Annotated in this window: 12 protein-coding genes and 1 tRNA gene; 7 read left to right on the top strand and 6 right to left on the bottom strand. The window is 44.3% G+C overall.

Features of this window, described 5'->3' with window-relative positions; genetic code table 11:
* Window positions 1–158 precede the first annotated feature (158 nt).
* Window positions 159–2,873 (top strand): M1 family metallopeptidase, encoded by a 2,715-nt coding sequence (locus HYN46_RS10990; protein ID WP_114899428.1) that lies wholly within the window; start codon window positions 159–161, stop codon window positions 2,871–2,873.
* 71 nt (window positions 2,874–2,944) lie between these two features.
* Here the strand turns inward: HYN46_RS10990 and tgt are convergent, their stop codons facing one another.
* Together tgt and queA are read right to left on the bottom strand one after the other, a co-directional pair.
* Entirely contained in the window at window positions 2,945–4,108 is a 1,164-nt protein-coding gene (tgt, locus tag HYN46_RS10985; RefSeq protein ID WP_114899427.1) for a tRNA guanosine(34) transglycosylase Tgt, read from the bottom strand.
* A 116-nt stretch (window positions 4,109–4,224) separates the two neighbouring features.
* Window positions 4,225–5,262: a tRNA preQ1(34) S-adenosylmethionine ribosyltransferase-isomerase QueA gene (gene queA, locus HYN46_RS10980; RefSeq protein WP_114899426.1), complete on the bottom strand. Its 1,038-nt coding sequence runs from the start codon at window positions 5,260–5,262 to the stop codon at window positions 4,225–4,227.
* A 120-nt stretch (window positions 5,263–5,382) separates the two neighbouring features.
* On the opposite strand from queA, the gene HYN46_RS10975 reads away from it, so the two are divergent.
* Window positions 5,383–5,469, top strand: a tRNA-Leu gene (locus HYN46_RS10975).
* A 182-nt stretch (window positions 5,470–5,651) separates the two neighbouring features.
* On the top strand, window positions 5,652–6,023 hold the full coding sequence (locus tag HYN46_RS10970) for a hypothetical protein (protein ID WP_114899425.1): 372 nt from the start codon (window positions 5,652–5,654) through the stop codon (window positions 6,021–6,023).
* Between the two features lie 497 nt (window positions 6,024–6,520).
* Here the strand turns inward: HYN46_RS10970 and brnQ are convergent, their stop codons facing one another.
* The gene (brnQ, locus tag HYN46_RS10965; protein ID WP_114899424.1) at window positions 6,521–7,813 is read right to left on the bottom strand and encodes a branched-chain amino acid transport system II carrier protein; all 1,293 of its coding nucleotides are present in this window, start codon (window positions 7,811–7,813) and stop codon (window positions 6,521–6,523) included.
* A 351-nt stretch (window positions 7,814–8,164) separates the two neighbouring features.
* Here brnQ and HYN46_RS10960 point away from each other — a divergent pair, with 351 nt between their 5' ends.
* Window positions 8,165–9,106: a Dyp-type peroxidase gene (locus HYN46_RS10960; protein ID WP_114899423.1), complete on the top strand. Its 942-nt coding sequence runs from the start codon at window positions 8,165–8,167 to the stop codon at window positions 9,104–9,106.
* Between the two features lie 281 nt (window positions 9,107–9,387).
* Here HYN46_RS10960 and HYN46_RS10955 read toward each other — a convergent pair whose 3' ends face one another.
* Window positions 9,388–9,771 (bottom strand): hypothetical protein, encoded by a 384-nt coding sequence (locus HYN46_RS10955; protein WP_114899422.1) that lies wholly within the window; start codon window positions 9,769–9,771, stop codon window positions 9,388–9,390.
* A gap of 416 nt (window positions 9,772–10,187) precedes the next feature.
* On the opposite strand from HYN46_RS10955, the gene HYN46_RS10950 reads away from it, so the two are divergent.
* On the top strand, window positions 10,188–11,396 hold the full coding sequence (locus HYN46_RS10950) for an iron-containing alcohol dehydrogenase (RefSeq protein WP_114899421.1): 1,209 nt from the start codon (window positions 10,188–10,190) through the stop codon (window positions 11,394–11,396).
* 41 nt (window positions 11,397–11,437) lie between these two features.
* Here HYN46_RS10950 and HYN46_RS10945 read toward each other — a convergent pair whose 3' ends face one another.
* Window positions 11,438–12,100: an SOS response-associated peptidase gene (locus HYN46_RS10945; RefSeq protein ID WP_114899420.1), complete on the bottom strand. Its 663-nt coding sequence runs from the start codon at window positions 12,098–12,100 to the stop codon at window positions 11,438–11,440.
* A gap of 142 nt (window positions 12,101–12,242) precedes the next feature.
* On the opposite strand from HYN46_RS10945, the gene HYN46_RS10940 reads away from it, so the two are divergent.
* A complete protein-coding gene (locus HYN46_RS10940; RefSeq protein ID WP_114899419.1) occupies window positions 12,243–13,073 on the top strand; it encodes an SDR family NAD(P)-dependent oxidoreductase in 831 nt (276 codons plus the stop codon).
* A 184-nt stretch (window positions 13,074–13,257) separates the two neighbouring features.
* Entirely contained in the window at window positions 13,258–14,532 is a 1,275-nt protein-coding gene (locus tag HYN46_RS10935) for an MFS transporter (RefSeq protein WP_114899418.1), read from the top strand.
* 54 nt (window positions 14,533–14,586) lie between these two features.
* On the opposite strand, the gene HYN46_RS10930 is transcribed toward HYN46_RS10935, so the two are convergent.
* On the bottom strand, window positions 14,587–15,303 hold the full coding sequence (locus tag HYN46_RS10930) for a hypothetical protein (protein ID WP_114899417.1): 717 nt from the start codon (window positions 15,301–15,303) through the stop codon (window positions 14,587–14,589).
* Between the last annotated feature and the right edge of the window lie 83 nt (window positions 15,304–15,386).

Here is a 15,386-nt window from a genome sequence, read left to right as displayed (position 1 = left end):
GCTTAAGCTATCCTGATTCGTCTTAATAGACCGCACCGATTCATTGAAAAAATCAGTTGGTCTGCCGAATGACTTAGGCTAAATCATGGGCTGAGTTCAATACCACATTGCGATCCAGTGTTGGCTATTTATTTAATTTTGTTAGGATTAAATCCGAAATGCGTACGATACCCCGCTTCATTTTAACCGCTCTTGCCATGAGCTGTTTACCCCTAACCGCACATGCTTTAACCCCCGAAGATTCTGCACCATTAGGTAAACTTCCTGATTGGGTACAGCCTTTATCCTACCATTTGGATTTTCGTGTCGATCCGAGTAAGCAGGATTACACTGGCACGTCATTGATTGATATTGAACTCAAACAACCAGCTGATCATATCTGGTTGCATGGTGAAGAACTCACTGTGACCCAAGCTCAGGTCGCGGCCGTAGATCAAAAAACGACACCGGCAAAAACCATCAAAGCCAAATATGCTATTGCAGCAGAGAAAGAAGGCGTGGCGGTGTTGAATTTTGGACAAATACTGCCAGCAGGTCACTATCAAGTGAAGCTGTCGTTCAAGACGAAGTTTAATCAGCAGTTGCAGGGTGTTTACAAGGTGTCTTTCCAAGGACAACCGTATGTGATGACACAAATGGAAGCGATCAGTGCCCGTTATGGTTTTCCCGGCTTTGATGAGCCGCGTTTTAAAACCCCATTTGAGTTGACCTTAACCGTACCAAAGGATCTGGTTGCAGTCGCTAATACCCAGCAAGTCAGTGAACAAAAGACGAAAGATGGCTGGCGCACTGTGAAGTTTGCACCGACCAAGCCGCTGCCGACTTATCTCGTCGCTTTTGCTGTAGGTCCATGGGATGTGACTAAAGGACCAGATATTGCGCCAACTGCATGGCGGGATCATGTGACGCCACTTCGTGGCATCTCACCGCATGGTACAGGCCCAAAAATGCAGCATGCATTGTCTGAGACACCCGCGATCGTTCATACACTGGAAGAGTATTTTGGCTTTGGTTATCCCTTCGATAAGCTGGATATCTTGGGCGCCCCCGACTTTGCCGCAGGGGCGATGGAGAATCCAGGACTAGTGACCTTCCGCGATTACTATATGTTACTCGATAAGGACTCACCAGTATCGCTGGTGCAGACCTCTTTTAATGTCAATGCACATGAAATATCACATCAATGGTTTGGTGATACGGTCACCATGCCGTGGTGGGATGACATCTGGTTGAATGAAGCTTTTGCGACTTGGATGCAGAAGAAAGTCACCCAGAAGCTCCACCCTGAATATCGTGCCGATCTTGAAGTGATTGAAGGTGCTAATGGTGCGATGCAGAGTGATAGTTTGGTCAGTGTGCGTCGTATTCGCCAACCGATCATTAATAATGGCGATATCGACAGTGCATTTGATGGGATTACCTATCAAAAAGGTGCAGCCGTGCTAAACATGTTTGAGCGTTATCTCGGCGCGGATACGTTCCGTAAGGGTATTCAAGCGCATGTGCAACAGCATCAGTTCGGTAATGCGACCGCTGATGACTTGATCGCGACACTCGCCAAAACTTCAGGTCAAGGTGAGCATTTTGTGAAAGCCATGCAGAGCTTCCTTGATCAACCGGGTGTGCCACTCGTTGAGACGAGTTTGAGTAGTAAAGATGGCAAAACCGTATTGCATGTCAAACAGCAACGTTATTTGCCATATGGTTCTACAGGCAGTGTAAAGCAACAATGGGGTATTCCTGTTTGTGTACGCTATGGTGAGCCAAGCGCTGCGCTTGCAGACAGTAAAGTCCAATGTGAGCTGCTAGAGCAACCTGAAGGTGATATCGTGCTTAAAGGCGCTACAGCTTCTTCTTGGTATATCCCTAATGCCGATGCAGCAGGCTACTATCGTTTTAGTTTAAGCAATCATGATTGGGCGCGGTTGAATGCACAAGTGACCACTTTGTCCGATGCGGAGCAGCTGGCCTATGCCGATGCCATTGATTCGGCATTCCAGCATGGTGATATTGATGCGTCAGCGGTATTGATTGCAGCTAAGCAATTGGCAACTTCAAAAACACGTGAAGTGGCTACTGCGTTGATCCCGACGTTAGTGTGGCTGAACAAGTATCTGGCAAAGACACCAGCGGAACATGCACAGATTACGGCGGTTGCACGTGATTTGTACTTGGCACGTTTGCAAGCTCTAGGCTATGAGCGTCATGACGGCGAGTCAGAAGATGTCGGTTTACTTCGTGCGACCTTGACCGATTTCTTGGCACTTGATATTAAATTGCCCGAAGTTCGCAGTGCATTACTGGCTCAAAGTGAAAAAACACTTAAACCGAATGCGAAAGGTACGCTGAATTTACAAGCGGTTAATGCTGAACTGCTTGGTGACATTTTAAGTGTGGCTGTGCAGGAGCAAGGCCGCAAAGTTTTGGATCAGCTTATTCAAGAACTAGGACGCAATGGCGATCCCGCCCAGCGTCTTTCCCTTCTTGCGGCGATAGGGGCAACCAGTCAAAAAGCTGATGCTGAAGTTGCACGTAATGTGGCGATTGACGAGCGTGTAAAAGTGGGTGAGATGCGTTATCTGCTGAATTCAAGCCGTTTGTATGGCGAGGGTCGCGCCGCGACGTGGGATTGGTTTGTGCGTAATCATGACAAAGTGCTTAAACGTACCGGTAGCCACACCAGTGGACGCATCCCCGGTTTGGTTGGCGGTAATGGCTGTTCACAAGAGGATGCCGATCAATTGACAGCGTTCTTTGAGCCGCGTGTTAAAGAGCTGGTCGGTACTGAACGCAGCTTTAAGCAGACTCGTGAAAACGCATTGCTGTGTAAAGCACTGGTGGATAAACAACCTTCGGCTGCGATCCTTAAATAAGATAAAGTCCTAAAAAGTGTTAAAAAATGGCGTGTCATGTAACACGCCATTTTTTATGCCTGTAAGAAGCTTTAGCCAGCGAATGCAGGAACTTCCATTTCACGTGCGGCATAGAAAGCTTGCACAAAGCTTTCTAATTGACCTTGTTCAATGGCACTTCGCAAGCCTTGCATCAAGGTTTGATAGTAGGCGAGGTTATGGATCGTACCGAGCATTGCACCCAGCATTTCACCCGTCTTGTCCAAATGATACAGGTAGGAGCGGGTAAAGTTCTTACAGGTATAGCAACTGCAATTTGCATCCAGTGGGCGCATATCATGACGATACTGGCTATTGCGAATCCGTACGATGCCAGTACTGATAAAATAATGACCATTACGCGCGTTACGGGTCGGCATCACGCAGTCAAACATATCGACCCCACGGCGCACTGCTTCAACGATATCTTCAGGCTTACCGACACCCATCAAGTAACGTGGTTTATCGGCAGGCAGCTTACGCGGAAGATAATCCAGAATTTTGATCATTTCTTCTTTGGGCTCGCCAACAGACAAACCACCAATGGCATAACCATCAAAGCCGATATCGGTTAAACCTTCTAAAGATTCATCACGCAGTTCAGGATACATGCCGCCTTGGACGATACCAAACAGGGCATTGGGGTTGCCTTCATGGGCGACCTTACAACGTTTGGCCCAGCGTAGAGAGAGCTGCAAAGACATCCGTGCTTGGCTGTATGTTGCCGGGTAGGGTGTACATTCATCAAAAATCATGACGATATCGGAGTTTAATGTCTTCTGAATCTCCATGGATTTTTCAGGAGACAGAAATACTTTTGAGCCATCGATCGGTGAGCGGAATGTCACGCCTTCTTCTTTGATTTTTGCACCCAAGCTAAAAACCTGAAAGCCACCAGAGTCGGTCAGAATCGGTTTATTCCACTGCATGAAATTGTGCAAACCGCCATGTTCAGCAATTACTTCCAGACCCGGACGTAAGTACAAGTGGAAGGTATTGCCCAATACGATATGCGCACCGATTTCCTCGACATCACGCGGCAGCATGCCTTTGACTGTGCCGTAAGTCCCGACAGGCATAAAAGCAGGTGTTTCTACGACGCCATGTGCCAGTGTCACGCGACCACGACGAGCCAAGCCATCCTGTGCAAGTTTTTCAAAAATTAACGGCTTGTCAGTCGCGTTTAACGCTGGCTGAGCGGGTGTTGCAGCAGTCATGGAGTTTCCTTCAATAAATAGGCTTAAAACAATTGTTTTAATGCGAATGTCGTGCAATGTATCTGCCAACTTCAATAATGAAAGTTGGCAGAGGATGATGTCTTGTTTACTAGAATTTAAGTATTTGCTCGATCAATCAGCATGGCATCGCCATAGCTGAAAAAACGATATTTTTGCGCGATTGCATGCTGATAGGCGGACATGATCTTGTCGCGTCCTGTCAGTGCAGAGACCAGCATGAGTAATGTCGACTCAGGCAAGTGAAAATTTGTCATCAAGCGATCAATAACCGCAAACTGATAACCAGGATAGATAAAGATATCAGTCTCACCTGACCATGCTTGTAATGACCCGCCATGAGCGCGTGCTGCGCTCTCTAGCGCCCGTGTAGCAGTGGTTCCAACTGCAATCACTTTTCCGCCTTGCGCTTGAGTTGCACGCACGGCATCAACGGTTTCTTGTGGCACCTCACCCCATTCCGCATGCATCACGTGGTCTTTGATGTTTTCCGTACGTACTGGCTGAAAAGTCCCTGCACCAACATGCAGTGTTACGAAGGCAGTTTTGATGCCTTTAACATGCAGACGTTCTAACAACGCTTCATCAATATGCAAGCCAGCAGTTGGCGCGGCCACACTGGCGGATTTTTCTGGATCGTGAAACACAGTTTGATATCGTGTCTCATCAGACTCTTCTGCAGGACGATTAAAGTAGGGTGGGATGGGAAGTGCACCATATTGCTCAAGCGCTTCCAGCACTGGCTGATCAAACTCAAGAATATAGAGATTGTCTTTGCGACCCTGAACCGTTGCTTTGACTTGACCCTCTGCAAGCGTCAGTACTGCGCCTGATTTAGGCGAGTTACTGGCTCGGACATGCGCCAGGCCATGGTACGTATCCGTGATTCGCTCCACCAGGACTTCGACTGCACCGCCACTAGGGCGTAAGCCATGTAGACGCGCTTTGATCACGCGGGTGTCATTGAGTACGAGTAAGTCACCAGTGTTCAGCAGGTCGGGCAAGTCGACAATCTGGCGGTCACTGATCTCTCCTTGATGGGAGAGGCACAGCAAACGTGAATCACTACGACCAGCAAGTGGGTAACGGGCAATCAGTTCATCGGGGAGGAAGTAGTGAAAATCAGCAAGTTGCATACGAAATAAGCAATCAGTTCAAGAAAGGCGCCATATGATAACAAATAATACAACTAAACCGAAGAAGGGGTTGACACAAAATTCTTTGAAGGTATGATGTGCGCCTGCAACATCATTCTTGCCGGGGTGGTGAAATTGGTAGACGCGGTGGACTCAAAATCCACTGTCAGAGATGACGTGTCGGTTCGAGTCCGACCCTCGGCACCAAGATTCAGCTTTCGAGCTTAAAGAAACCCAACATCATTATGTTGGGTTTTTTTATGGGCGATGTTTGTGAAATAATTTTTATTTATTCATTTGCTTCAGGATGGAGCCCAATAGACATTTAACTATAGTAATCTTTGAAGACTTCACCACAAATATATATACAAGCATTTTAGGATCGTGATATGAAAAGCATACTGGCTTTAGTTGCATTAAGTATTTTTTCTTTTAGCGTACTTGCGCAACCTATTCCAGATTCTGTTGTAACTAAAGAAAATTGTAATAATCTAGCTGGCTCAAGCAGCTATATGAATAATGTTTACAAGGCTTGTGGCATCGGTGGCTATGTTTTTATGAAGGATTATAGTGAGGAGTTGCGCCCACAATGTCATGTCAAATTTGGTGATGATGAAATGAATGTTAGTGAGGCAAAAGGTTTAGATTTTGCTAAATTCATGACCAGACCTGATAATCTTCAAAAACTTTGCGATCCAATTAGAGCTAATATGAAGAAGATATTGGGTGATGTCGAGTTTGAAAAGATACAAACGAATTAAATATGCATCCGATGCACCAAAGCTGCTCAATAGTTGTTTTTTATGCCCGAAATTTAAGGAATAAACACCCATCCCTCCCTGATACTCTCCTTACCAGAACTTTCAGAAAAGAAAACTTGCAATAGTGAATATTCGTAGTCTTTGATCTGACTCTGTTTGACGCGTACAGTAATCACATGTCCGCATTCGGTACAGGACGTGCTGTGTAACCGGTGATAGTCTGCCGGATACTCAAAAGACTCCGACTGCATTGAATCGCAATACTGACAGATAAACCCTAAGAATGTGCCCATGATCAGCCTACTCATTCAAAGAATATTTACCAAATGGTAAAGCAATGATTATGCCATAATTGTATTTTATTATTCCATTTGGTTGAGTGTTGTTCTTTTACCAAGATTAGAGATCATTTTTTGATTTGTTCGTTTTAGAAGGTCTCACTTTTTTAAATTGCCTTTCTAAACCGCCAGATTTGCTTTTTAGGCTCATCCGTTTGTTTAATCGTTATATCTATCAATAATGACGCATATGATCAGGGTACTAAACGAAGGTATTAACCAAGCGAGATTCTGTTCATTAAGTGGTAAATGCTGAATCAATTCAGGTAATGAATTGGGGAATCCTGCCACTTTCAGACCATCAATCACCCCGAAGATGAATGCAACGATCGTGACTGGGGTGACGACATACTGAGGCTTGTTCCAAAGCTGCCAAAAGAAGCTCAATATAATAATCACAATACTCGGTGGATAAATTGCGCTGAGAACAGGCACAGAAACTGCAATTAATTTAGTCAAACCTAAATTTGAGATAAGCAGTGAAAATAGGATTAAAACGATGACTAATAATTTATAGGGAATTTTAGTCAGTTCTGAAAAATACTCAGCGCAGGCACAGGTTAAACCAATCGCAGTCACCATACAGGCTAGAAAAATCAGCGCACTTAAAAGTAACCCGCCTAAACTGCCAAAGGCATGTTGTACATAAGCATGAAGAATAAGAGCGCCATTCGCAGCATTTGGGGCAACGTCATGGCTCAACATGCCTAGTTTAAATAAGCTGACGTAAAGTAAGGTCAGGCCTACGCCAGCAATCAAACTGGCAATGATGGCATATTTAGTAATTAGTTTTGGCTCTGAAACACCACGAGATTGAATCGCTTGCACAATAACGATACCAAAGACCAATGCGCCTAAAGTATCCATCGTTAGATAACCAGATACAAAACCTTCAGAAATGGGGTGATCCACATAAGGACCGATCGCAGGTGCAATCAGTTCCCTAGGTACAACAACTGCTGAAATTCCTAAAATAGCCAGTAAAACAATCTTTAAAGGTGCAAGGATGTGTCCCACACTATCGAGTAATTTATTGGGATAAAGTGAGATCAATGCCACTACAAAAAAATAAATGGCACTGTAAATAAGTAAGTGACTTGAAGATATTCCAAAATAGGATGAAAAACCAATCTCATAAGAGATTGTGGCCGTACGCGGTGTTGCAAATAGAGGTCCTACTGATAAGTAACAGACCACCGTAAATATGAGACTAGCCACATGCCCTAAAGGTCTGCTGATATTTTCAATTGACCCTTGGACTTTCGATAAAGCCATGATGGTAATGATGGGTAGACCTACTGCCGTAATTAGAAATCCACCTGCAGCCAGCCAAACATGCTGACCGGCTTGTTGAGCGATGATCGGTGGGAAGATAATATTGCCGGCACCAATAAAAAGCGCGAAGGTCATTAATCCTAATGCAATAATATCGCGGCGAGGCAGAGAGGTCATAAGCGACAAGTCATCATAAAAAACGCCAAATTCTAGTGGAATTGAGTCGTATTGCAAAGCTTTAAAGTCCTTCGATGATCTGCGGTATCCTGTAGTAAATTTCATGAATAAGAAAAAGGTAGACTTCTGAAGAATGATTAACTTTGCTCATCAATTTAAGGGTTAATAAATAAAAGAAATTTTTTATGTTGAGATACAACTTTTTATAGATTCGAACTTATTTTTACTTTACTCAGATTAAGAATAGGCATAAAAATAGAACCCATTGAAATATGATCAAATACAAACAGTAATTAGTCGATCCAAACTTATTTTGATCTACAACTTTGTTTCAGAAGGAACGCAACACTTATGACAACCCCATTAAGATTACAGCCCGTCATTCATAACCTCTCGAGTGAAAATGCTTTATTCATCGTGTTAGGGATTAACAGTGGTGAAACGTCTTTAGAAACTATAAAAGACTTCTGTGCGAATTTCTCCGCCTTGGCTCGCAGTCTAAATAATCGATTCCCGGATGGAAATTTTGGTGCTGTTTTAGGGTTTGGCTCTAAAGCATGGGATCAGTTGTTTCCCAATCAACCAAAGCCTAAAGAGTTGTCTGAATTTCAAGAAATCAAAGGTGAAAAGCATACAGCGGTATCCACTGAAGGTGATTTGTTCTTTCATATCCGCGCCAATAAAGTAGCGATCTGCTATGAACTGGCTTCAATCATTAATGCCAAGCTTAAAGAAGCGACTTTCTGTATTAGCGAGACCAGTGGGTTCCGATACTTTGATGGCAGAGCGATTTTGGGATTTGTTGATGGTACGGAAAATCCTGAAGCCGTGATTGCACAAGGTTATGCTTATGTCGGCAGTGAAGATGCTGAGTTTACAGGGGGGAGCTACGCGTTTATCCAAAAGTATTTGCACAATATGGATAAATGGGCAGGACTGACCACTGAGCAGCAAGAGAAAGTGATTGGAAGAAGAAAGTTTAATGATGTGGAGCTTGAAGACGATGTTAAACCATTAAATGCGCATAATGTGGTGAGCAAAGCCTTTGATGAAGACGGCAACGAGTTAAAGATTGTCAGAGGTAACATGCCGTTTTCTAATCCTGCTAAAGGGGAGTATGGGACATTTTTTATCGGCTATGCGCGTTCTTTTAAGACAACTCGACAGATGCTTGAGCATATGTTCTTGGGCAGTAAAGAGGGCTATGTCGATAGACTGCTCGACTTTAGTACGCCAATTAGCGGAACCTTATTTTTTGTGCCGACCTATGATTTTCTGGATGATCTGGAATAATTGTCGAATTAAAAAGAAGCCCACCTCAACAAGCGTGGGCAAAGACTCTTACCCCCGATGGAGAAGGTAAGCAAGTCTTATGTATACATGGGGAAAGTCAGGGACTCACTCAATCTAACCAAATGGCAAAGTAAATATAAAAGATAAACAGTAATTTGATGTGTTTGTAGTTATATTTTTCACACTGGGTCAAATCGCTGGATATAAGTCACAGAGATGACGACCTCTCGAAAAAAGAAACCCGCATAAAGCGGGTTTCTTTTAATTCGGAGCGTTAAGGATTAACTTGCACTGTTTAAGAGCTTTTCGACATCTTCAACATGTGTGGTATACGAGTTTAGGGTGCCTTGGTCGCACTCATCCCCTCTGATTGGTGTTGTGACTTGTGCGTTGGCAGGGAAAAGCTCCTCGCCATACTGCGCAACTAAACGCACGCGCACATTTTCAAGTCGCTTGTTGGTTGCATTGTATTGAGCAAAGTTCAAAATACCGCACTTACGCTGCTTTGTGAGCGCTTTGAAGTAATTGGCCACACTCATTAGATAGACTGCTTTTGAGGCAGTTTGGCTTGGTGCCGCGGGAATCGATGTTGGCGCAGCCGTAATTTTTTCCGCTTGCGCTAAAGACGTCAAAGATAAAAGGACGACAATAAGTAGCTTTTTCATTCCTTGAAAACCTAGTTATATAAAGGTTTGAGAATGCCAGAAAGTTACTGTAAAGCAAATAGATAACGGCGTATTTTTATTGACTAATCAGTCTTAAATTTTATAAACCCTTTACAAACAAGTCTGCGGATAATGAGAATAGAAAAAACAATCCGACGAACAACAGCAGTAAGACGACAAAAATAACCCAGCTATTTTTCACAACCCAACTCTATAACCTAAAATATGTGAACAGGTTATCATTTTTATACCAAATGGATAAAACAATTTAGATAAACGGTTGCCAATTTTTTATAAGAGGCTAAATGAACTGTAGGTCAAAAGCGTCAATAGGGTTGATCAAATCAGACATTGTTGTAAATGTTCTTCTTGGTAGAATCAATCTTCATTCATCAGTTTAACGAGTCTTGGGCATCATGTCAGATATCACCACACGCGTTAAAGCGAAAGCACAGCTTGCCGCTATTAAAGTCATTATGCGTGTCATGCCCGCACCTAGGCCGCTGGTGTTGGTCGGAGCTGATTCATCCTTGAAATTATGTGCAACTATCGCCCAATTAGGTGTGAAGCGTGTTCTGGTGGTGACGGATGCTGTTTTGTATAAGCTTGGCGTGATTCATCCCATCGAAACTGAATTGCAAAAGCATGGCATTAAAACCACCATTTATTCAGGCGTTACTCCTGACCCTACTTTTAGTGTGGTTGAGGCAGGGCTAGTGCTGCTTAAATCATCAGGGTGTGATAGCGTCCTTGCGATTGGTGGTGGATCTGCCATTGATGCTGCAAAAGTAATTGCATTGTCTGCATCCAATCAAAAAACACCTCAGCAATTGGTCGGCATACTCAAAGCCCGTAAAGCGTCATTGCCCTTATTTGTAATTCCGACAACTGCGGGAACTGGCTCAGAGGTATCGGCAGGGGCAGTGGTCTCAGATGATCAAACGCATCAAAAAGGCTTGGTGCTGGATACCAAGCTCGTGCCTCTTGCTACTGCCCTCGATCCCGTCATTATGCAAGGTATGCCAAAGAGCGTAACAGCAGATACAGGTCTAGACGCCTTAACCCATGCCCTTGAGGCTTGGATGAGCGAGTTTGCCTCATCCGAATCTGATTTCTATGCGGGTGCAGCAGTACGGTTGATTTTTGAGAACTTGCCCACGGCATGGGCGGATGGTCGCAATCTTGCCGCACGGGAAGCGATGGCACTTGCTTCTCATTATGCGGGCCTTGCAATGAATCAGACGGCATTGGGCTATATCCATGCTATAGCGCATCAATTGGGTGCCTACTATGGCGTTCCGCATGGTCGGGCGAATTCAATCGTCATGCCACACGTCCTTGAGTTTAACCGTCAGGCATCTGAAAAGCGTTTAGCGCTACTTGCTGAGCAGGCCGGGATCGTCATTGGTCACTTTAGCTCAGCTCAGGCGACGGATCTCTTTATTCAACGGGTCAAGAGCTTGCTGCATGAGTTAGAAATTGATACTCGTATTCCGCGTATCGACAGTAAGGATTTTCCAGCCATCATCAAAGGCGCTTTTGCTGAAGCGCATGGGATTTATGCGGTGCCTAAATACATGACTTCTCTAGATGCAGAGAAAATCCTCCATGCGTTAAAGTCATGATGATGCCATCAGTATCAACAAGGCTGTTAGGCAGAAGTACTCTAAAACAGTTCCCAGTTTGATGAGCTGGGCTTGGGTCTTGCTGGGATAGGAAAAGGAGAAGTCTGAAACTGCTCTGCGGACATCTCAAAGATCAGTTCTTGAGCCGTTCGGTGATTTGCATTGATCCAGTCTTTGCGTAAATCGGGTGGGACGATGATCAGCGAGCGTTTCTCATCTTGCGGTTTATGGAACCTTTTCATGAGAGGGTGGTGATCTGCATTGATGGTCAGCATGGAGAATGAATGCACACGGTCTAGATGATCGGACCAAAGGTCCCAGATCCCCGCCACGGTAAAGGGCTCTTGATCTTGTCGTTCAATCATATGTCGTACTGCTTTGCCGGATTCATAACAGGGTTCGAAAAAAGATTGCATTGGAATCAGTGCAAATTGGTTGTTGCGCCAAGCGCTACGATAGCTCGGTTTTGTTGCTACGGTTTCCATACGCGCATTATAGGTATGCTTGGAGAACTTCAAATCATCTGCCCACTCCGGCACTAGACCAAACACCGCTTGCCGCCATGCAAAGTGATGGTCTGATCCTGAAACCAAGATCGGGCATAGGTCACTTGGAAATGCTTCACTGACTGAATCAAAGGTGGGAGTCGGTGAGTCGAATAAAGAGAGTTGCGGAGAGCTTGGCGGTTTGTAATTAGCGCACATCGGTTTGGCTTTAGGTCTGATGCAAGGGGATAAAAAGACTTTAACGGTTCATCGAAAAAAATACAAATAACGGATGAGTATAATTTGACAATGAATATTGTCAAATGTAGTATCGGCATGACAAATTCAAAATGAGACTCACATGAAAACGTTTAAAAATAAAGTTGCGGCAATTACAGGTGCAGGCTCTGGTATGGGGCAACAGTTGGCCGTGCTACTGGCTAAAGCTGGCTGTAATGTTGCGATCAGTGATATCAATAAAACGGGTTTAGAACAGACGGTGGAACTCCTCAAACCCTATAAAGTTAAAGTCACTGTCGATGTGGTGAACACCGCTAAACAAGATGCCGTGTATGCATGGGCAGACAAAGTCAAAAAAGAACATGGCAAAGTGAATCTGATCTTTAATAACGCGGGGATCGCCATGTCTAATACAGTTGAAGGGCATAGCATAGACGACTATGAGCGCATGATGGCCGTGAATTTCTGGGGCGTGGTTTATGGTACCAAAGCATTCTTACCCTACTTAAAAGAAAGTGGTGATGGACACATCATCAATACCTCCAGTATTTTTGGGTTAACCGCACAGCCAACGCAAAGTGCCTATAACGCCAGTAAATTCGCTGTCCGTGGTTTTACCGAATCGCTTCGTCAAGAACTTGATATGGGCAAATTTGGTGTCAGTGCGACGTGTGTTCATCCGGGTGGTATCAAAACCAATATTGCTCATACTGCTGAAATGAGTGAGAACGTGGCGTCACTGGGAATCAATACCCAAAAATCAAAAGCCATGGCGGATAAAGTCATGCGCATACCCGCTTCTAAAGCTGCCCAGATTATTCTGGATGGTGTCAAAGCGGATAAGCGTCGTGTCCTGATTGGACCCGAAGCATATGCGGTGGATGGCTTACAGCGTTTATTCCCAACAGCCTATCAGCGCTTATTCACATTGGGCAGTAAATTTTCAATCTAATTAGGATTGCTGCATTGCAACTTTGATCATTTGAATTTAAAAAAAGCCCACATTGCGGTGGGCTTTTTTTCAGTATTTGTTCATAAGCTTTTCTGTTTATCTGCAAAATCCACGTTATCGTTAATCATGACTTTTTGGTCGATAATTGATAGTCTTACCATCCGCTATTTTGTTGATACACCGCATGTCTACTCAGCAACATGATGCGTTTGCCGCATTACGTCATCGTGATTTTACCTTGGTGACGATTAATCAATTTTGTATGGCTGTTGCGATTTTGATTCAGGAAATCGTGGTGGCGTATTCACTCTATAAGCTCACTCATGACCCCTTAACACTGGGGATGATTGGATTGGCAGAGGCCATTCCATTTATTCTTTTGTCGTTGTGGGGTGGTTACGTTGCAGATAAGTTTAACCGTCAGAGAGTTATGCAAATCTGTCTGGTGTTGACATTGCCCTTACCGCTGATTTTTAGTCGATTATTTACAGCGCATGAAGCGGGCATACTCAGTCAAGCCCAATTGGTTTGGTCATCTTATGGGGTGATTTTTATCCTCGGCATGGTGCAAGGATTTTATAGCCCTGCATCGCGCTCTTTGAAGCCTTTCCTTGTACCTCGTGAGATTTACACCAATGCAGCGACATGGACTACGGTGGCTTGGAATGCCGGCGTTGTATTGGGTCCTGTCAGCGCAGGTTTCTTGTACGCGGCATTTGGTCTGCATGACACCTTATATCTGGTTTTTATCTTGTTGCTTGTCTGTTCTGCGGTCTTGGTCGTGCTTAAGAAGAGAACGTTTCCAACGGTACATCACGACAGTATTTTACTCAATTTAAAAGAAGGCTTTGATTTTGTCTTTAAAACTAAAATCATTTTTTGGTCGATTTCATTGGATTTGGTCTCGGTGCTTTTTGGAGGGGCTGTCGCGTTATTGCCGATTTTTGCGGATGATATTTTGAAGGTGGGGGCGGAAGGTTTAGGACTGCTGCGCGCGGCACCTTCCGTGGGTGCATTGCTGATGATGGTAGTCTTGACGCGCTATCCACCCACGCATCATGCATGGCGCAACATGCTCCTTGCAGTTGCGGGTTTTGGCGTATTTACCTTAGTTTTTGCATTGTCCAAAGTCATGTGGTTGTCACTAACAGCACTAGCATTGATCGGTGCATTTGACAGCATCAGCGTTGTGATTCGTCAGACGATATTGCAAGTGTTCCCTCCGGAAAACTTACGTGGTCGTGTCGCGGCGGTGAATGGCATGTTTGTGTCGTCGAGTAATGAACTCGGTGCTTTTGAGTCTGGGGTGATGGCACGTCTCATGGGAACAATTCCATCTGTGATCTTTGGTGGTTCACTGACAATGATTATTCTGGCACTGACTTGGTGGCGGACACGCGACTTGCTTGCTGTCGATGTCGCTTCAGCAAAGGCACATGTAGTTAAAGACGAGGATTAATGCGCATGACCTCACCAACAGGCATGGGGTAAAAACTACCTGTTGGTGATCGGGTTATTTTGAATCAACTTCGTTAGGATAAATCGTTCGTACTTGTCCTTCAATGATAGTGATGTCTACTTCCTCTTGATCATCACCATCATTCGTGAATTCATCAATCAGTCGCTCAGCATTCCTGCCGAACAATGCGCGTAAATTTAAGTTCGCTTGCAGCACAAATAAATTCTCGCGTAATTCCGCACGATTGATTTCAACGCGACGCAGTACACGCATGACTTTTTGGTTATCCGCCAGATATTTGCCCAGATCTAAATAAAGCAGTCCGTTATGTACCGTAATAATCCCAAGCCTGCTCAGGATGTCTCCAAGTGGGTCTGTGCCTTTAAATTTGTAATATAAGACCACCATTTGGAAGGCGACTTTTTTGATTATTTTATCAAAATCAACGCGAACCACATGGGTTTCACTTTTTTGTTCAAAAACGAGTTGTTGAATGTTTCTATTGAGTTGCAGTTGAGCAAGGTAGAGATCCACATAGAGCTGAGCGCTCACACCCTTGACATTAATCGTGGCGAAAAGGCGTAGCCAACCATCATAAATTTCAGCATGAAGGTCTTGAATCTGATCAACATTATTGGTGACATAGCGCTCAATCGTATCATTGAGTAGTTTTTGAGAAAGCGGAAGTTCGCGTTCTTCCTCAAGAATGTCTTCAGCTTTCTGGTAGATGTCTTTCACACCATCAACCAGTTTCTGCAGAAAATTTAACATAATACGCTCTTCATCAATCTTGTTACTTTCCGTGGTTGATTAAACTGTATATGAATTTAGCATAACCAAGTGTCTGAAAAAGG

It is taken from the genome of Aquirhabdus parva (assembly GCF_003351745.1).
In the GTDB taxonomy this organism is placed as follows: domain Bacteria; phylum Pseudomonadota; class Gammaproteobacteria; order Pseudomonadales; family Moraxellaceae; genus Aquirhabdus; species Aquirhabdus parva.
The sequence above is the reverse complement of the archived record's forward strand: the minus strand, read 5'-3'. Positions and strand labels throughout refer to the sequence as shown.